At 59.5% G+C, this 19487-nt stretch carries 15 protein-coding genes and 1 pseudogene; 11 read left to right on the forward strand and 5 right to left on the reverse strand.

All coding sequences use genetic code 11. The features are described from left to right. Window positions 1–130 precede the first annotated feature (130 nt). Window positions 131–409 (reverse strand): annotated as a pseudogene (locus HF931_RS06355) (Fe-Mn family superoxide dismutase); the annotation flags it as partial. A 175-nt stretch (window positions 410–584) separates the two neighbouring features. Here HF931_RS06355 and HF931_RS06360 point away from each other — a divergent pair. Beyond that, complete coding sequence (locus HF931_RS06360; protein WP_112062522.1) at window positions 585–2522, forward strand: cytochrome c/FTR1 family iron permease; 1938 nt, start codon at window positions 585–587, stop codon at window positions 2520–2522. Window positions 2523–2851: 329 nt separating this feature from the next. On the opposite strand, the gene hutU is transcribed toward HF931_RS06360, so the two are convergent. The 4 genes from hutU to HF931_RS06380 all read right to left on the reverse strand — a co-directional run bounded on the left by hutU (window position 2852) and on the right by HF931_RS06380 (window position 6841). After that, window positions 2852–4522 (reverse strand): urocanate hydratase, encoded by a 1671-nt coding sequence (gene hutU, locus HF931_RS06365; RefSeq protein WP_112062523.1) that lies wholly within the window; start codon window positions 4520–4522, stop codon window positions 2852–2854. Next, window positions 4519–5328, reverse strand: a complete 810-nt coding sequence (hutG, locus tag HF931_RS06370) for an N-formylglutamate deformylase (RefSeq protein ID WP_273242543.1) — start codon at window positions 5326–5328, stop codon at window positions 4519–4521. Before hutG ends, hutU begins: the two co-directional genes overlap by 4 nt. Further along, on the reverse strand, window positions 5325–5672 hold the full coding sequence (locus HF931_RS06375; RefSeq protein ID WP_337957161.1) for an aromatic amino acid lyase: 348 nt from the start codon (window positions 5670–5672) through the stop codon (window positions 5325–5327). The genes hutG and HF931_RS06375 overlap by 4 nt, the downstream gene beginning before the upstream one ends. Before the next feature lie 30 nt (window positions 5673–5702). Beyond that, window positions 5703–6841 (reverse strand): IS3 family transposase gene (locus HF931_RS06380; protein ID WP_119375279.1). Its coding sequence is split into 2 segments (ribosomal slippage): window positions 5703–6583 and window positions 6583–6841, totalling 1140 coding nucleotides; the frame shifts between segments, so codons are not numbered across the junction. A gap of 140 nt (window positions 6842–6981) precedes the next feature. Here HF931_RS06380 and HF931_RS06385 point away from each other — a divergent pair. The 10 genes from HF931_RS06385 to HF931_RS06430 all read left to right on the forward strand — a co-directional run bounded on the left by HF931_RS06385 (window position 6982) and on the right by HF931_RS06430 (window position 19406). Further along, complete coding sequence (locus HF931_RS06385) at window positions 6982–8328, forward strand: HupE/UreJ family protein (RefSeq protein ID WP_273242547.1); 1347 nt, start codon at window positions 6982–6984, stop codon at window positions 8326–8328. Window positions 8329–8385: 57 nt separating this feature from the next. Next, window positions 8386–9096: a cupin domain-containing protein gene (locus HF931_RS06390; RefSeq protein ID WP_273242548.1), complete on the forward strand. Its 711-nt coding sequence runs from the start codon at window positions 8386–8388 to the stop codon at window positions 9094–9096. Window positions 9097–9153: 57 nt separating this feature from the next. After that, window positions 9154–10125: a hypothetical protein gene (locus HF931_RS06395; protein WP_146739719.1), complete on the forward strand. Its 972-nt coding sequence runs from the start codon at window positions 9154–9156 to the stop codon at window positions 10123–10125. Between the two features lie 376 nt (window positions 10126–10501). After that, entirely contained in the window at window positions 10502–10864 is a 363-nt protein-coding gene (locus tag HF931_RS06400) for a hypothetical protein (RefSeq protein WP_112062384.1), read from the forward strand. A gap of 69 nt (window positions 10865–10933) precedes the next feature. Further along, window positions 10934–12208 (forward strand): TolC family protein, encoded by a 1275-nt coding sequence (locus HF931_RS06405; protein WP_112062383.1) that lies wholly within the window; start codon window positions 10934–10936, stop codon window positions 12206–12208. Continuing rightward, a complete protein-coding gene (locus HF931_RS06410) occupies window positions 12205–13458 on the forward strand; it encodes an efflux RND transporter periplasmic adaptor subunit (protein ID WP_273242552.1) in 1254 nt (417 codons plus the stop codon). Before HF931_RS06405 ends, HF931_RS06410 begins: the two co-directional genes overlap by 4 nt. Window positions 13459–13467: 9 nt before the next feature. Next, window positions 13468–16656 carry an efflux RND transporter permease subunit gene (locus tag HF931_RS06415; RefSeq protein ID WP_112062381.1) on the forward strand — a complete coding sequence of 1063 codons (3189 nt, stop codon included), beginning with the start codon at window positions 13468–13470 and terminating at the stop codon, window positions 16654–16656. A gap of 80 nt (window positions 16657–16736) precedes the next feature. Next, on the forward strand, window positions 16737–17408 hold the full coding sequence (locus HF931_RS06420) for a HupE/UreJ family protein (protein WP_411710410.1): 672 nt from the start codon (window positions 16737–16739) through the stop codon (window positions 17406–17408). Window positions 17409–17430: 22 nt separating this feature from the next. After that, a complete protein-coding gene (locus HF931_RS06425) occupies window positions 17431–18069 on the forward strand; it encodes a transmembrane anchor protein (RefSeq protein WP_112062379.1) in 639 nt (212 codons plus the stop codon). A gap of 2 nt (window positions 18070–18071) precedes the next feature. Next, entirely contained in the window at window positions 18072–19406 is a 1335-nt protein-coding gene (locus HF931_RS06430; RefSeq protein WP_112062378.1) for an MFS transporter, read from the forward strand. Window positions 19407–19487 lie beyond the last annotated feature (81 nt).

Raw genomic sequence — 19487 nt, forward strand, 5'->3', positions numbered from 1 at the left:
GCCGCACGAGCGGCGACTTAACGAAGCAGGACTTGGACGGGAAAGCCGTCTCCTACGGGCGCCCGCGTTGGCCCGCCTCCCCGATTTGGCACGGCGTGTGGAAAACGGCAATCAGATTGCACCGGTCGGTTTAAGTGAACCTGCTGAAACCCGCGTCGGCATTCGTCCAGTCGATGGCATTCATGAATGCATCGACATAGGAACCAGCCTTTGCACCATAGTCCATGTGATAGGCGTGCTCATACATGTCGAGTGCGAGTAAGCCGACGCCATCCGCCAGGGTCATGGAGTGATCTGCTGCCCATTGATTCACGAGTCGTCCTGCTCGCGGAGACCACATCAGAAGTACCCAACCGGCCCCCCCGCCCAGTGCTTTTCCCATGCCGGCGAATTCTGTGCGCCACTTTTTGGTCTGCCGTGGGAAAACCAGTCCGGTAATTGAGTGAGAGTCGGCTTCGATTGGTGCTGACCCGGATTTTGGTCCGACCGTCATGCGCCTTTTCGGGCTGGTTCAAGATGCACAACGCACTTGCACCCCAGTGGAGCGATTGATACTCATTTGCAGAGAGTTGGGGCAATTGCCAATGTTGATGCCTTTTCGGCTTGTCGCGGTCATGCTTACCTGCGCTGCCGCAATGTTTTGCGCTGTGAGCCATGCGGAGCCGGAGCCCCCGTCTGGAGAAGTCGCCTGGAGGCTTCTTGATTATCTTGCGGTCGACTATCCGAGCGCGGTCGTGGACGGTGCAGTGGTAGACCCTGCAGAGTACGCCGAGATGCAGGAATTTTCGGTGTCTGTCAGGACCCTTCTGACGGAACTGCCTCCCACACCCGGGCAAACGGATCTGATCGTGCAGGCTGACGGGTTGATTGAGGCGATCGACCGCAAGGCGCTTGCAACAGAGGTCGCGGGCCGGGCCCATCAACTGGCAACCGATCTGCTGGCTGCTTATCCGGTGCCGCTTGCTCCGACGCGTCCGCCAGATTTAGCGCTCGGCGCTTCGCTCTATGCCGAGAATTGCGCAGCTTGCCACGGTGCAACCGGACTTGGTGACGGTCCGGGGTCTCAGGGCCTGGATCCGGCTCCGATCGCCTTTGCAGACATGGCGCGTGCCCGCCAGCGTAGCCTGTTTGGTCTCTATCAGGTGATCGGCCAGGGGCTCGATGGAACATCCATGGGGAGTTACGCCCATCTGTCGTCGGATGATCGCTGGGCGCTTGCTTTCTATGTCGGAGGTTTTGCGTTCGATACCACCGCTGCAGAACAAGGCGAGCGGCTATGGAGTGACCGGCAAGACGTCCGGTCGATGATCCCGCGTCTGGAGGACCTTGTTCAAACTACCCCGGACGCGCTGACGGCCCGAATTGGCGAGGAAGATGCAACGCGGCTGGTTGCCTATCTCCGACGCCATCCCGAGGCGGTTATTCAAAGTCGCATGACACTCAGTATCGCGCGGGAAAAACTGGCCCAGAGCCTCGCCAGATATGAGGCTGGTGACCTGAATGGCGCAAGGGATCTTGCTCTCGCCGCCTATCTTGACGGTGTGGAACCTGTCGAGCCGATCCTAGCCACACGCGACCGGGCCTTGCTGGCGCGAATTGAGGAAGCCATGGGCGGGTTGCGGGCCAGCATCGCTGCGCGCGAACCGGTGTCAGAAGTCCGCGCACAGGCGGACCGCATCGGTCTGCTGTTTGATGCCGCCGAGCGCATATTGACGCCGCAGCAAGGCAGTCGGGTTTCAAGTTTCGCCGGCGCGTTCATGATTCTCTTGCGGGAAGGGCTGGAGGCGTTGCTCATCGTCGTCGCGATGATTGCCTTCCTGCGTAAGGCGGACCGGCCGGATGTTCTCCCTTACGTTCATGGTGGGTGGATCTCGGCCCTCGCGGCTGGTGTCCTGACCTGGGCAGCTGCGACGAGCCTGATTACTGTCAGTGGTGCAAGTCGCGAGGTGACAGAGGGGATCGGATCGCTGCTTGCTGCTATCGTCCTGATCTCGGTGGGAATCTGGATGCATGGGAAGGGGCAGTCGCAGGCCTGGCAGGCTTACATACACGAGAAACTGTCTTCCGCGCTGTCCAAACGCTCCGCCTGGTTCCTGTTTTCGCTGGCGTTTGTTGTCGTATATCGGGAAGTGTTCGAAACAATTCTCTTTTATGTTGCGTTGTGGAGCCAGGGGGCGCACATGGCAATTCTTACCGGCGCCGCTGCAGCCATTCTCACTTTGTCGCTGATCGGTTGGGCATTGTTGAATTATAGCAAGCGCCTGCCGCTCTCACAGTTCTTTTCCTATAGTGCGATCCTGATCGCAGGGCTTGCCGTGGTTCTTGCGGGCAAGGGGGTTGCGGCATTGCAAGAAGCAGGCCTCCTGAACATTCACCCGGTATCTGGTGTGCCGCGGATCGAGCTTCTCGGGCTGTATGGCAGCTGGGAGGGCCTTATCGCACAGACCCTGACGCTTGCAGTGATCGTGATAGGGTTCCTGATGAACAGCAGACGCGCGGTGTCCAGGCACGGCGGCGCATGATGCAGTCACCGCGGGGTTGCCGATGTTTAGGTGATGCCCAGAGCTATTCCCGCACCTAAGCCATCAGTCATCTGATGAATGCCGGACCTGGCGGAATAATTCAAAATTCCGGGTGGGCGCCTGTATGTCAATTCAATCGTCTGGCTGTGGATTGCTCTGGGGCGCCGGGCTGAGGCGGTTGGCCTCAGGTCGGTAGGCTGGAACCATCGCGGGTCCGCTGCAGGGCGCGCGCCGCTGACAAGCGGCCAATCCCCTTGTCGACGGTGTGTGCGCGAAATTGCCCATGGATTTGCTGACCGGTTCTTTGGGAGCCGGCAGCAATTATCCCATCACTTCAGGATTCCCGGCAACCGCAGGCCGTTCTTACGGGCGCATTGCAGTGCATCCTCATAACCGGCGTCTGCATGGCGCATGACCCCGGAAGCGGGATCGTTCCAGAGAACGCGCTCAATGCGACGTGCCGCGTCTTCGGTTCCATCCGCGACAATGACCATTCCGGCATGCTGGGAATAACCCATACCGACCCCGCCACCATGATGCAGGCTGACCCAGGTTGCTCCGGACGCGGTGTTCAGCAGCGCGTTGAGCAGCGGCCAGTCAGACACGGCACTTGAGCCATCCTTCATCGCTTCAGTTTCGCGGTTCGGGCTTGCCACTGAGCCGCTGTCGAGATGATCGCGCCCGATCACAACGGGTGCAGACAGCTCGCCTGTTGCGACCATTTCGTTGAAAGCAAGTCCGAGGCGATGGCGGTCGCCCAGACCAACCCAGCAGATGCGCGCCGGAAGCCCCTGAAAGGAAATCCGCTCGCGCGCCATATCGAGCCAGCGGTGCAGGTGATCATCATCAGGGAGGAGTTCCTTCACCTTCTGGTCAGTTTTGTAGATGTCCTCCGGATCACCTGAGAGAGCAACCCAGCGGAACGGGCCGATACCTCTGCAAAACAGCGGGCGGATATATGCCGGTACGAAGCCTGGGAAATCGAAGGCCTTCTCAAGGCCTCCATTGTAGGCAACCTGCCGGATGTTATTTCCATAGTCGAGTGTCGGAATTCCTGCATTCCAGAAGTCGAGCATCGCCTGAACCTGAATCTTCATCGAGGCGCACGCGGCTTTTTCGACAGCTTTCGGGTCGGACGCCCGCTTTTGCTTCCACTCTGAAAGCGTCCATCCGATCGGGAGGTATCCATTGATCGGGTCATGTGCGGAGGTCTGGTCCGTAACCAGGTCCGGCCGGACACCCCGTCGCACGAGCTCCGGAAATATCTCGGCGGCATTTCCGCAAAGCCCTACGGACTTTGCCTCACCTGCCTTTGTCCACTTTTCAATCAGGGCCAGGGCTTCGTCGAGGCTATCGGTGCGCTCGTCCAGATATTTGGTCCGCAAACGAAAATCGATACTTTCCGGATTGCATTCGACAGCAAGGCAGCACGCGCCGGCCATCACCGCTGCAAGAGGCTGCGCGCCTCCCATCCCGCCAAGCCCACCGGTCAGGATCCATTTTCCTTTGAGGTTGCCGCCATAGTGCTGCCGGCCCGCCTCGACAAATGTTTCGTATGTGCCCTGAACGATGCCCTGAGTGCCGATATAGATCCATGAGCCGGCCGTCATTTGACCGTACATCATGAGACCCTTCTTATCGAGCTCATTGAAGTGCTCCCAGTTGGCCCAATGCGGAACCAGATTGGAGTTTGCGATCAGAACGCGCGGTGCGTCGGGATGCGTCCGGAAAATACCGACGGGCTTTCCGGACTGGACCAGAAGGGTCTCACTTTCAGTGAGAGTCTTCAGCGAAGCGGCGATCTGATCGAAATCACTCCAGGTCCGCGCGGCACGTCCAATTCCACCGTAGACGACGAGTTCATCAGGGTTCTCTGCGACCTCCCGGTCGAGATTGTTGTGGAGCATTCTGAAGGGTGCTTCCGTGGTCCACGACAGGCAGTTGAGGTCAGGGCCGATCGGGCTTTTGATGTCGCGTCGGTTCTTTAGGCTCGTCGTCAATTTCTCGTCTCCGGTATGAGATTGTAGGCAGCGGTTTCGCCAACAGCCGCCAGGATGTCCCTGAGCAGAGTGCGAAGCGGTGCTGCGCGGGATTCTGAATATTCAAACGGGGGGATTTCGGCGGCCAGGTAGGTCCGCTGGGCCAGTTCCATCTGGATCGCATGGACGCCTTCGTGCGGCCGGCCATAGTGGCGGGTCGTCCACCCTCCCTTGAAGCGTCCGTTTACAACGAAGGAAAAGTGGGGGTTATCGGAACACACGGATGTCACCGCATCCGTGAGCTCGCGGGCGCAGGTCGTCCCATTGAAGGTTCCGATGTTTAGATCCGGCAGTCGATTGTCGAAGAGAAACGGTATCTCGGAACGGATGGAGTGGCAGTCATAGAGGATTGCTATTCCATGGATCTCTTTCACCCTCGTGATCTCCGCCATCAGTGCATTGTGATACGCGCCGTGGTAAGTGGTCAGCCGATCCGCGATTTCGTTTGGCGTCGGCGGTGAGTGCCAGATCGGTGCTCCGTCAAAGGTGCGCGTTGGCACAAGTTCGGTCCCGTTTTGTCCAGGGTAGAGCACTGCTCCATCGGGAGGGCGGTTGGCATCGATGACATAGCGGCTGAAATTGGCGCGGACGATTGTGACGTCAGCAATGAGGCCGTCATACAGGCGAGGTACGTGCCAATCGGTGTCAATCAGCCGGCGTCCGGTCTCGTTCAGACGCGCAAGTATGTCTTCGGGCACGAAGGTTCCCGAATGGGGTTGCCCGAGCACGATCGGACCATTGCCCTGAAAAATGGTAACCGGGTTCATGACAGGATGTCGATTTGGGATGTGCGACAGGCAACCTCGCTCAGTGCCGCGCTGTTCAGAACGAGATCGGCGGTGGCTTCAATATCCTGGCTGACCATCCTGTCTTCATCGATGGGCTGGCTCCGTAGGCGAATAATCTCAATTGCGTCTGCAAGCGGAGTGCTTGTTCTGAGTGGTGCCCGCAACTCTATGCCCTGCGCTGCGCAGAGGGCTTCAATTCCAAGAATTCCGGCGAGATTCGCGTTCATCTCAAGCAGCCGGCGAGCGGCGTGGCAGGCCATGGAGACATGGTCTTCCTGATTTGCTGATGTTGCTCTGCCCCACAGGGGTGGTCCACCGGTAATGTTAGTCCGGCGGTTTCCACGTAGCGGCGTTCATGCCGCTACCTCGTCACAGTAAGGCGGTATGAACGCCGCGGGCAAGATGGTTTGTGGAGCGGGTGGCCGGTAGCCCAGAGAAGAGTGTGGGCGCGCGGTGTTGTAGTGCCGCCGCCAGGTTTCGATCAGGACTTTGGCCTCCCTGAGATCATAGAAGATCTCCCTCGCCAGCAACTCGTCCCTGAGCTTGGAGTTGAAGCTTTCGCAGTATCCGTTTTCCCATGGGCTTCCCGGTTCGATATAGAGCGTCTTCACGCCGATACGTGCCAGCCAGTCCCGTAGAGCTGTGGCGATGAACTCGGGGCCATTATCGGAGCGGATATGCTCCGGCGGGCCATGATGCACGAACAGCTCGCCCAGCGTGTCGAGCACATCACGCGAGTTGAGCTTGCGTTCGACGCGGATGGCGAGACATTCGCGGGTGAACTCATCTATGACGCACAGCATGCGGAACACCTTGCCGTCATGGGTGCGGTCCTGCACGAAGTCATATGACCAGACATGGCCCTTGTGCGCTGGCCGAAGTCTTACGCACGAACCGTCATTCAGCCAGAGGCGCCCACGTTTCGGTTGTTTCATTGGCACTTTCAGCCCCTCACGCCGCCAGATGCGATAGACGCGCTTCTCGTTCACATGCCAGCCATCCCGTCTCAGCAGGGCCGTGATCCGGCGGTAGCCATACCGGCCGAACCGTTCCGCCAGGGCGATGATGGCTGCTGTCAGCACATCCTCGTCCTGACGCGGCACGCGCGGCTTGCGCTGAGTGGAACGGTGCTGGCCGATCACACGGCAGGCCCGGCGCTCGGTTGCGCCGAGTGTCTCAACCACATGATCGACCGCTTCGCGTTTGCGTGAAGGGCTTAGAACTTTCCCTTGATGACTTCCTGAAGGATCTGGTTGTCGAGGGTCAGATCGGAGATCGCCCGGCGAAGCCGCGCATTCTCCTTCTCGATCTCCTTCATCCGCTTGGCCTGGCCAACCTGCAGCCCGCCATACTCCTTGCGCCACCGGTAGTAGGTCTGCTCCGTCACGCCGATCGAACGCACGGCCTGACCCGTCGTCTCACCGCGAGCAAGGCGCACCTCCACCTCCCGCAGCTTCGCAATAATCTCTTCAGGCGTAGATCTCTTGCCCATGTCTCAGCTCCATATCTGAAGCCGGAACTAACTCAAATAATGGACCACTTTTCAGGGAGCAGACCACCCTGTCCGCAGGTGCGGTCTTGCTTTCACCTGTCGCCCACGCCCATGGCATCTCAGAAGAGGCGCGCCGCAGAATGATCGAGGGAGGTGATCTCCAATACCTGATCCTCGGTGCCGAACATATGATCACCGGGTATGATCATCTCTTGTTCCTGTTTGGGGTGATGTTCTTTCTGACGAGCTTTTCGTCGATACTGCGCTTCGTCACTGCCTTTACAATTGGCCATACAATTACGCTGATAACGGCGACCTATCTTGGCATCACCGCCAACTATTATGTCATCGATGCCGTGATTGCCCTCACCGTTATCTACAAGGGCTTTGAAAACCTGAACGGGTTCCCGAAAGTGTTCGGCACGCAGTCGCCGAACCTGCTGATCATGGTGCTGGCGTTCGGGCTAATTCATGGATTTGGCCTTTCAACGCGTCTGCAGCAATTGCCGATCCGCGAGGATTCCGGTCTGTTCATGCACATCATCTCCTTCAATGTCGGGGTTGAATTCGGGCAGATCGCGGCTTTGGCCGTGATGTGGCTGGCGTTGAACCTGCTGAGGAGAACGCCGCATTTCGGTTCAGCAAGCACTTACATAAATGCGGGGCTGATGGCTGCGGGTTTTGTTCTCTTCATCATGCAGATGCACGGCGTGTTCCATACTACCATGCGGGAAGACTATCCGATCAGCCGTGACGACCACATTCATGCGCATCTCGAAATGGGATCGGCAGGTCAGGTGCCAGCCGCCGCACAGACGTCCGTGCAAAGCGCGCCAGCGTCTTCCGCTGAAGAGTCGCATGGTCATTCGCATGCGCCGGACGGGTCGCATGTCATGCCTGGCGATATCAAGCCTGCGATGGTGATCCAGGCGACGCCGTCTTCGCCGGAGTACATTCAGCTCGCCACCAATGTCGAGATCATCGAGAGCGTGGACGAGGCGATGAAGGGGGCGAGCAGCACCTTCACGCATGAAGGATATTTCGGCCCGCTTCTGTTTGGTGAGGAGCTTCGCAATTACACGCTCCGTCTCGAGCCGGGCATGTTCCTGTCCGAGCATCCTCATCCCACGGAAAGCATTATCTACACGATGGGCGGACGCTGGGTCCTGTGCAGCGAGGGCAAGCGGCAGGTCATGGAAGCGGGTTCGACCTTCCACTTCGGTTCCGGCATGCCGACCGGCTGGGAAGCGCCGTTTCCTGAAGGGGCGGAGATCCTGATCTTCAAGAAGAAGAAGGAAGGGGAGACCTATCAGTCCTTCACCCAGGGGATCGGTGAGATGTCGGAAACGCTGGACGCCCAGTATCGTGAAGGCGAGCCGTTCTACTATCACCAGCTCGCCGCCGACCATCCGGCCATCCAGTTTGCCCGGATGAAGAACCCCGATTTCGATGAAGTCCTCGAAGCATCCAAGCCGGCGGCCGACTGATCGGCCGGCAGCCTTCAGAACACAGCCAGTATGGACCAGAACAACAAGGAGACATCCATGAAAATCCAGACCATCATTCCTGCGCTGCTCGCAATCTCGCTTGCCGCCTGTTCCGACCCTACGTCCGCTGAAGAGTCGCATGGTCATTCGCATGCGCCGGACGGGTCGCATGTCATGCCTGGCGATATCAAGCCTGCGATGGTGATCCAGGCGACGCCGTCTTCGCCGGAGTACATTCAGCTCGCCACCAATGTCGAGATCATCGAGAGCGTGGACGAGGCGATGAAGGGGGCGAGCAGCACCTTCACGCATGAAGGATATTTCGGCCCGCTTCTGTTTGGTGAGGAGCTTCGCAATTACACGCTCCGTCTCGAGCCGGGCATGTTCCTGTCCGAGCATCCTCATCCCACGGAAAGCATTATCTACACGATGGGCGGACGCTGGGTCCTGTGCAGCGAGGGCAAGCGGCAGGTCATGGAAGCGGGTTCAACTTTCCACTTCGGTTCCGGTATGCCGACCGGCTGGGAAGCGCCGTTTCCTGAAGGGGCGGAGATCCTGATCTTCAAGAAGAAGAAGGAAGGGGAGACCTATCAGTCCTTCACCCAGGGGATCGGTGAGATGTCGGAAACGCTGGACGCCCAGTATCGTGAAGGCGAGCCGTTCTACTATCACCAGCTCGCCGCCGACCATCCGGCCATCCAGTTTGCCCGGATGAAGAACCCCGATTTCGATGAAGTTCTCGAAGCATCCAAGCCGGCGGCCGACTGATCGGCCGGCAGCCTTCAGAACACAGCCAGTATGGACCAGAACAACAAGGAGACATCCATGAAAAGGACACTGTTTTCCGCGGCGCTTTTTACTTTGGCCGTTGGGGGATGCGTTGCCACACCTGCGGTTCACGCATTGGAACCGGCATCCGTGTCAGCCGTAGAGTGGAGCGCCGTTGAATCAATTGATGTTCAGGCGATCAACGCCGATCTTGAACCAGGAAAGCCGACCGTGGACATTGGTTTGTATTATCCCTCAAACCTGCACGAGGGGGCTGCAGACAAGCTGCCGCTGAGCGGTTTGATCGAGGAGTTCAGAAACGCCAAGAAGGTGTTTGCTCCGACGGGCGTCCAACTGAATCTGCTTTGGGTAAAAACGGGCGAGGTGGATCCAAGACACCTGGCGATCTTTGCCTCCAAATGGGAATCAGACCTTCCATCGGGGGGGTATGGCAACATGTATGTGCAAAGCGCGATACATCCCACTGAGATGTCAGATGGTGCGACCGAGGCATTTGAGGCCATCATCGAACCGACCGGGGACAACAGCCGGACAGTGTATCTGGTTGCGCTCGAGAACGTATATATGCCGTACTATGAGGATCTGGATGGAGGCCGCAATTGGGCACCCAAGGTGGTCAACACGTCGGGTCTCTCGTTTCCGTCCTACACCTATGCTGACACGATCCCAGGGCGTCTTCGCGGCGTCATTACGCTGACGAAGCACGATGCGGTGAACAAGCTGACCATCGCGCATGAGCTTGGTCACAAGCTGATGAATGTCAGTCATGAATACATGGAGACCAGCCCTCAGCACGAGATCCGCTCTGACCAGGGGCTGATGCTGTACGGGTCAGGCACGCAGATTCCATCGGGTGAAGCGGGCCGGTGGCATCAGGAACGCCTGCTCTTGTCGCCGTACATCTACCGGACCAATGAGGCCGGCGAGAAAGTGTGGAATGGCGATTATCAGGCTGGCGGCGTGTATTACGATCCCATTTATGGGGATTTTGCCGTGAAGTTTGACTAGACCTCCAAGCGGCAATGACGCTCCCTTTCTGAGGGGCGTACGACGGCGAGCTTTCACCCCTGGAGCTTCGCCGTCGTTTCCCTTGCACTGTCGCGAACGTCTTGCCGCTACAGTGCGGGCGGTTGCCTCAGATCGAGAGCGAGACGCGTTCCCCAACCCGCCTGCAAGGGCGTGCCGGCGGCAAGCGGCTCGGTATCAGGCGATCTGCTTTGATATCGGCCAGGGCCAGATAGGGGCGACACCCTGCTTGTGTCTGCTGCATGAGAGTTCACCCCCGATGATCAATCGCACTCTATTGTCTCAGACTTCTTCAAATTCGTGTACTGTTAACACTCCGGCACTTTACACATTCCAGCCTGGCTTGTAGTCGATCACAATGTCTTTCGTCCGCGCATTTCTGCTGTGTATTGCTTTCGCTGCATCAGGTGTCCTGGTGCCGGTGGAGCATTCCCGGGCGCATGCACAGGATGTAGCGGTCGCAGACCTGCACGACGACCATGGGCTTGATCACCATTCGGGCGCTGACTATGCAGACGAAGATGGCGGTTCCGACCTGGATGCAGGCCAGCAGCAGCACGGCTCGTCCGGCCACGACGCGGACCTGCATTTTGTTGCGATTGATCTGATGGCGCCGGCAAGCGGGCCTATCCCGTTCCAGAATGCCGAGCGGTGCTTCGGGGACTGCCTCAACAGGCTTGGCCCGGTCCTGCCGAGAGACCCGGATCCCGAACGCGCCTGATGGCTGAACTCCAACCGGATTGCGAGAGCGGTCCGGTATGTCTGTTCCTGCCATCAAGGGCGCTTTTCCATGTCTATCAAGTATTTCGGGCTGGCAATCATGCTGGTCTCTCACTCTGCATACGCGGCCGCTGAAACCGGCGCGTGTGAGCCGCCGTCTCAGTCAGTCGAGCTTGTGACGCTCGAGGCGGCAATTACCCGCGCAAGCGATTTTGACCGCCGTCCAGACTCCGCGGAAGCCGCGATCGCTGCTGCGCGAACAGAGCGGTCCATTGCCCGCCTGCGTCCCGCCGACACTGTCTCCCTCGAAATTGAGGACTTTCCCGGTACGGGCCTCGCCAGCAATATCGATAATCTTCAGGTCACTGGGCGTTTCTCCCGTGTTTGGGAGCGGGGTGGTAAACGCGAGGCACGTCAGGCGCTTGCTGAATCGGGCGTTGCGGTTGCGCAAACCGGCCTCGCCCTGGCTGACTATGAGATCCGTCATGAGATCGAGAACCTCTACGCGGAAGCAGTGTTCTCCGAAGAAAGACTGCAACTTGCCTGCGAGCGCCTTGAAATCGCGACAACACTGGAGGCGGCCATCAAACGCCGCGTCGATGCAGCCAGAGACCCCATGTTGGCGTCTGCGCGGGCTGCGTCGGACCGGCTGCAGGCGGAGGCGGATGCCCGGCGCTATGCTATCGAAGCCCGCGATCTTCGCGCGGCGTTGGCCTCTTACTGGGGGAGTGATGCAGAGATCAGGCTGGACCCGTCTGTCATGGAACTTGCCCCCTCGGCCCGTGCGATAGGTCCGGCTGACATCAGCACACCGCATCTGGATAGTCTCGATGCTGAAAAGGCCCGGTCCGTGGCGAAGGCGGAAGTCGAGAAAGCCTCCGGCGTTCCGGACGTTACCTGGAGCGTCGGGGCGCGAAAATTCGGTATCGAAGATGACCTGGCGATCATTGGCGGCGTTTCTATCCCGCTGGGCACAGGCGTGCGCAGTGAGGCCGGTGTCGCAAAGGCAAGAGCCGAAGCCTTCCGCTTTGAAGCAGAGTCTGAAGCCTTGAGGCAGGAACTCGTGCGCAAGGCCATGGCATATCAGCGTGCTTCGCTGAGTGCGCTGGACGCAATCGCTGAAATCGACACGATACTTGTTCCGGAGGCTCAGCGGGCCCTTGATCTGGCCACGGAAGGCTACAATCGCGGTGCCTTTTCTTACCTCGATGTGTTCGATGCGCAAAGAACGCTGACGGCGCTTCGCGATGCACGCCTGACCTACCTTCGAACTCATGTCCTGAACAATATCGAACTGACCCACCTGATCGGAGAAGCCGATCACCGCGAGGAGACTCTCCCATGAAATATTCCAAGCAACTGATCGGCGCTGCTGCCTTGACCGGTCTCCTCGCACTCGCGAGCTGCGGCAACTCAGAGCCCAAAACCGGCCAACACGGCCAGGGTCACGAAGCTGAGGCGGCGGAAGACTATGAGAGGGGGCCGCACAATGGCCGCCTTCTGGAGGATGGCGACTTTGTCGTCGAAATGACGATCTTCGAAACCGGTGTGCCGCCCCAGTTCCGGATATATCCCTATCTGAAGGGCGAGCCTGCAAATCCTTCGAGCATCGACCTGACCGTCCGGCTGCACCGCCTCGGCGACATCGTGGACGAGTTTTTTTTCTCACCCCGCCAGGATTATCTCATGGGCGATGGGGTGGTCATCGAACCACACTCGTTCGAGGTCGAGGTTATCGCGCGCCAGGGTGGCAAGACTTCAAGCTGGCGCTATGATTCCTATGAAGGGCGGACCACGATCCCGGACGATGTTGCCGCCGAAGCGGGACTATCGGTAGAGAATGCGGGACCTGCGTCGATCCGCGACGTGATCACAGTGTCGGGGACGGTGGAACTCTCTCCGTCCGCGACAGCAGAAGTCCGTGCGCGCTATCCGGGCCCCGTGAAATCCGTGAATGCCAAGGTGGGCGACTATGTTCGCAGAGGGCAAACGCTGGCCGTGGTGGAGTCCTCCTCCAGCCTGCAGGAGTATACCGTCCCGGCGCCCGTCTCCGGCACGATCCTGGAGCGCCACACGAATGCGGGTGATGTCGCTGGAAGCGAAGCGCTGTTCGTGATCGCGGACTTCGCGAATGCCGAGGCCCGCCTTCATGTGTTTCCAAGAGATGTCCTAAAGGTGGAGCCGGGTCAGAAGGTCCACCTCGGCGTTGCCGGAGGCGACCTCGACATCGAGACCACGATCTCTCACTTCCTTCCGATCACGGGGGCAGGGTCGCAAACCCGTGTCGCGGTCGCTGGCTTGCCCGCTGAGACTGGTCTGCAGCCTGGCATGCGGATTATGGCGGAAGTGACGACCGCTGAGACGGAAGTGCCGCTGGCCGTGCGGGAGTCCGGCCTCCAGTCCTTCCGGGATTTCACCGTTGTCTACGCCAAGGTCGATGAGACCTACGAGGTCAGGATGCTGGATATCGGTCGGCGGGATGGTGAGTATGCCGAGATCCTTGGCGGTGTGAAGCCGGGCGAGACCTACGTCACCGAGAACTCCTACCTCATCAAAGCCGACATCGAAAAGTCTGGCGCGAGCCACGACCACTAGGAGCGGGACATGCTAGAGAAAATCATCGAATTTTCGATCCGGCAGCGCTGGCTCGTCATGGCGATTGTGCTGGGCCTTGCGGGGCTCGGTATATGGAACTTCAACCGGCTGCCGATTGATGCGGTTCCGGACATCACCAATGTGCAGGTGCAGGTGAATACCGAAGCGCCGGGCTTCTCCCCGCTCGAAGCGGAGCAGCGCATCACATTCCCGGTCGAGACGGCGATCTCCGGGCTGCCCGGACTGTCCTACACGCGGTCCGTTTCGCGCTACGGCCTCAGTCAGGTCACCGTCGTGTTCGAGGATGGAACGGACATCTACCGTGCGCGCCAGCTGGTCAGTGAACGGATCCAGTCCGCTCAGGCTGATCTGCCGCCGGGCATCACCCCTGAGCCCGGCCCCATCGCAACGGGTCTGGGTGAAATTTACATGTACATCCTGTCGGCTGAGCCGGGCGCCCTGAAAGAGGACGGCACGCCATGGTCTCCCATGGACTTGCGGACCCTGAATGACTGGGTCGTGCTGCCTCAGCTAAGGACCGTGAAAGGCGTAACCGAGGTCAACACGATCGGCGGCTTCAAGAAGGAAATCCATGTCCTTCCTGATCCTGCCGCCATGGCCGGGTTTGGTCTGACTCTGGATGACATCATTCAGGCGATTGATCGCAACAACGCAAATGCTGGCGCTGGCTACATCGAGCGGCACGGCGAACAGAACCTGATCCGCGTTCCGGGACAGGCAGAAACGCTGGACGATCTTCGCGACATCACCGTCAAGGATACAGGCGTTGTTTCAGTGCGCCTGCGTGATGTTGCCGAGGTTCGGGAAGGCGAAGAACTGCGCACGGGCGCAGCGACGCAGAACGGCGCGGAAATTGTTCTGGGCACCGCGTTCATGCTCGTTGGCGAGAACAGCAGGACCGTTTCCATCGCTGTTGATGAGAAGGTCGATACGATCCGGCCAAGCCTGCCGGAGGGCGTGACGATCACGCCGGTCTACAACCGGACCACGCTGGTCGATGCCACCATCAAGACGGTCGAGAAGAACCTCATGGAAGGCGCGCTTCTCGTCATCCTGGTTCTGTTCCTTCTGCTCGGAAACATCCGGGCGGCGCTACTGACCGCTGCGGTGATTCCGCTGGCCATGCTGATGACGATCACGGGAATGGTCGAGAACAAGGTCTCGGGCAACCTGATGAGCCTCGGCGCTCTGGACTTCGGTCTGATCGTCGACGGAGCGGTCATCATCGTCGAGAACTGTCTGAGGCGTTTTGCCGAGGCGCAGCACAATCTCGGGCGTCTGCTCACGCGGGATGAACGCTTCAGCCTCGCGGCCAGTGCGTCCAGTGAAGTGATCAAGCCGTCGATCTTCGGTGTGATCATCATCACAGTCGTCTACCTGCCCATCTTTGCTCTGACCGGCATCGAAGGGAAAATGTTCCACCCGATGGCGTTCACAGTCGTGCTCGCGCTCACGTCGGCGTTGATCCTGTCACTGACTTTCGTGCCTGCGGCGGTTGCACTGCTCGTGCGTGGCAAGGTGACGGAGAAGGAAAGCTGGGTGATGCGGGGGGCGAAGTCAGCCTACCGGCCAGCGCTCCAATATGCGCTTCGCTTCCGGTATCTCGTTGTCGCAGGTGCCGTGGCGCTGGTCGCCCTGGCTGGATGGGGTGCCACCCGTATCGGTTCGGAGTTCATACCGAGCCTGGACGAGGGAGATATCGCACTCCATGCGCTGCGTATTCCTGGCACAAGCCTTTCGCAGGCCATCGACATGCAGGAAATGCTGGAGGCACGCATTACAAAAGTGCCCGAAGTTCAGCGCGTGTTCGCCAAGATCGGTACACCTGAGATCGCCACCGATCCGGTGCCGCCAAGCGTGGCCGATACGTTCGTGATCATGAAGCCGCGTTCCGAATGGCCTGACCCTCGAAAGCCGAAGGCGCAGGTGGTGGCGGAACTTGAAGCAGCCGTGAACGAGATTCCCGGCAGCAAGTATGAGCTGACCCAGCCAATTGAGATGCGCTTCAACGAACTCATTTCCGGTGTCCGGGCGGACGTGGCCATCAAGATTTATGGCGACGATCTCGATACGCTCGCGGCACTGGCAGATGAGGTCGAAGGTGTGGTGAGCGGCGTAACCGGATCGGCTGACGCGCAATCTGAACAGGTGACTGGCTTGCCGATCCTGTCGATCCATCCGGACCGCGCGGCACTTGCCCGGTATGGTCTCGATGTCGAAGACGTTCAGCGTGTGGCGCAGATCGCACTCGGCGGCGAAGTGTCGGGACGTTACTTTGAGGGCGACCGGCGCTTCGACATCGTTGTGCGGTTCCCCGAATACCTGCGCACCGATGTTGCGGCGATTGAACGTCTGCCGGTTCCGCTGCCTGAAAGCAGGCGAGGCGTGGGTGGACCGCTGTTCGTCCCGATGTCGGAAGTGGCGAGCGTTGAGATCGCACCTGGTCCCAATCAGATCAGCCGCGAGAACGGCAAGCGTAAGCTGACCGTCACGACGAACGTCCGTGGGCGCGATCTCGGTTCATTCATCCGTGACTTGCAGGAACAGGTGTCCCGCAACGTGGAGCTGCCGGAAGGCTACTGGATCGAATACGGCGGCACATGGGAACAGCTTGTGTCGGCCAGCCAGCGTTTGTCTATCGTGGTTCCGATTGCGCTCTTGATGATCTTCGGATTGTTGCTGATGCTGTTCGGCACTGTCAGGGATGCAGCGGTCGTCTTCTCCGGCGTGCCGCTGGCCCTGACCGGGGGCGTTGCGGCGCTTGCCCTGCGGGGTCTGCCGCTGTCGATCTCTGCCGGTGTGGGCTTTATCGCTCTCTCTGGCGTTGCGGTGCTGAATGGCGTGGTGATGCTAAGCTTCATCAAACAACGCCGGGAAGCAGGCGAGCCGCTGGATACGGCGATTTTCGAAGGCGCTCTGTTGAGGCTACGGCCGGTCCTGATGACGGCGCTGGTTGCCAGCCTCGGCTTTGTGCCGATGGCGGTCAACGTGGGTCTAGGCAGCGAGGTCCAGCGGCCACTTGCAACGGTCGTCATCGGCGGGATCATCTCGTCGACACTGCTGACGCTTCTGGTCCTTCCTGCGCTTTATCGCATCGTGCACGGATTTGAGCGACGTGACGCCGCCGCTCCACACTTCCTGCGAGCAGGCGAATCTGCGGGAGGCCCGGCAGAATGAACGCGCAAACACACTCAAACCGGACTGGAGCGTCCATGCTGACAAGACTGATTGGCCAACTGCGAGGCCGGGCGCTCATCATGCCCGTCTTGATGCTGGCAATGTGCGCCGTCTTTGCCGGAGAGGCATCTGCCCATGCGGTGGCCGAGGGTGACAAAGGATACATTCAGGAGATCACCGGCGTTCACCTGGTCTCGTTCCTGTATCTCGGCGCGAAGCACATGGTGACCGGTTACGATCATATCCTGTTCCTGCTGGGCGTGATCTTCTTCCTGTATCGCCTGAAGAACATCGCGACATATGTCTCACTGTTTGCCATCGGCCATTCGACGACCATGCTCGCCGGTGTCTACTTTGGTGTCGGCATCAATTCCTACGTGATCGATGCCATCATCGGCCTGTCCGTGGTTTACAAGGCGCTCGACAATATGGGTGCCTATCAGCGCTGGTTCGGCTTCCAGCCCAACACCAAGGCCGCGACACTGGTCTTTGGCCTGTTCCACGGGATGGGGCTGGCAAGCAAGATCATCGACTATCAGATTGCCGATGATGGACTGTTGCCCAATCTTCTGGCTTTCAATGTCGGAGTCGAAGTCGGCCAGCTGCTGGCACTCGGCGCAATCCTGATCGTGATGGGTTTCTGGCGGCGAATGCCCGGTTTCAAGCGTCACGCCTACACCGCCAACATGCTTCTCATGGCCGCTGGTTTCGTGCTGATCGGGTATCAGCTCACCGGCCTCATCGTTTCCTGAATTCCATCTTCTGAGGTTTCCCATGTTTAATGCGAATTTGCCGAACAAAGACGACCTTCCCACAACAGCCCAGCTGCTGCGTTCAACCGGCGTTGCGCTGGTGATCGCTGTTGTTGCGCTGTTCGGAGCAGTGCTGCCGGCTGAATACGGCGTCGATCCCACGGGAGTCGGACGCGTGCTTGGCCTGACCCAAATGGGCGAGATCAAACAGCAACTTGCTGAAGAGGCGGCCAGCGAAGCTAACGCACCTGAACCGGCAACGGTGGAGCCGGAAGTTTCCGAGCCGGTTACCGAACTTGCCGCAGCTGCTCCGTCCGAAGAACCAGTTGAAGAATTACCGGTGTGGACGGACGAGGTTTCCCTGACGCTCGCGGCTGACGAAGCCGCCGAAGTGAAGCTCGTGATGACCGAAGGCGCCGCCGCCGAATACGACTGGAGTGTCGATACCGGAAATCTCAACTATGAACTTCACGCCGACTTTCCCACAGGCGATGGCTTTCACAGCTACAAGAAGGCGCGTGGGGCCACTGGCGATACCGGCGAGTTCGCGGCGGCGTTCGACGGCGCCCACGGCTGGTATTGGCGTAATCGCAGCGGCAAGGACGTAACGGTCACGCTCCGGGTGCGCGGCGACTATAGTGAAGTGAAACGGATGATGTAGCCATGCTCGCAGTCCTCGCCCAGCGCACCTACCGGCACCTGTTCCTTGCGCAGGTCGTTGCCCTTGTCGGCACCGGATTGCTGACGGTCGCGCTGGGTTTGCTGGCCTACGAACTGGCAGGCGAAGCGGCGGGTCAGGTGCTGGGCACCGCCCTTGCGATCAAGATGGTGGCTTACATCACCATCGCGCCGGTCGTGGGAGCATTCGCGAGCCGGTTGCCCCGCCGCGCTTTCCTCGTCGCCATGGACATCGTGAGAGCGGCCATCGCCCTTGTGCTGCCGTTCGTGACCGAGATCTGGCAGGTCTACGTCCTGATCTTCCTGCTGCAATCCGCTTCGGCGGCTTTCACGCCAACTTTCCAGGCGACCATTCCGGACATCCTGCCGGATGAGGAAACCTATACGAAAGCACTTTCGCTTTCCCGGCTCGCCTACGACATGGAAAGCCTGACAAGCCCGATGATCGCAGCGGCGCTCCTGACCGTGATCAGTTTCAATGGACTGTTTGCGGGCACATCCGTCGGGTTCGTTGCTTCCGCCTTGCTGGTCGTCACTTCCGGGCTTGTTGTTCAGCGCGCGACAGGCCCGCAGCAGGGGAGTGTGTTCGAGCGCACGACACGCGGCATCCGCATCTACCTGGCAACGCCACGGCTCGTGGGTCTGCTGGCGATCACGCTGTCGGCAGCAGCGGCCGGGGCAATGGTCATCGTCAACACGGTCGTGATCGTGCGGGAAGAACTCGGCCTTTCCCAGACAGCTTATGCGATTGCGCTCGGGGCATATGGGCTCGGTTCGATGCTTGTGGCCCTGTCGATCTCATCGATTCTGAAGCGGCTGAGCGACCGTTCCGCTCTGCTTCTGGCGTCGGTCGCTCTGACTTTGTTGTTGGGCGTGCTTGCCTCGCTAAGCTTCACCGTGGGATTTCGATGGCCGCTTGTGCTGGCCGGCTGGTTCCTGCTCGGTGCGGCCTATTCGCTGAGTGTAACCCCATCGGGGAGGCTGCTGAGACGATCCTCGCACAGTGACAACCGCCCTGCGGTGTTCGCCGCGCAGTTTGCCCTCAGCCATGCCTGCTGGCTGATCGCGTATCCACTCGTCGGATGGATCGGTGCCGCTTGGGGCCAGGGTGCGGCCCTTGCTGGAATGTGCTTGCTCTCAGCTATAGGTGCATTGCTGGCGCTCGTCGTGTGGCCTGCCAGCGATGCAGAGCGCGTCGAACACACGCACGACGACTTGCCACCGGATCACCCCCACCTTCGGGAAGGCCACCAACAAGGCCAGCCGGTGCATCCCTTCATCATCGATGAACTGCACACTCGCTGGCCGAGGGCGACTTGATCGGATTGTTTGCATTGTAAGCCAAAAAAAGAGACGTCAGTTATGGCGTTAGAGGATGTGCCGGCCCATCAACCGACCACT

Source organism: Hyphomonas atlantica corrig., from assembly GCF_017795365.1.
GTDB classification, from domain to species: Bacteria; Pseudomonadota; Alphaproteobacteria; order Caulobacterales; family Hyphomonadaceae; genus Hyphomonas; species Hyphomonas atlantica.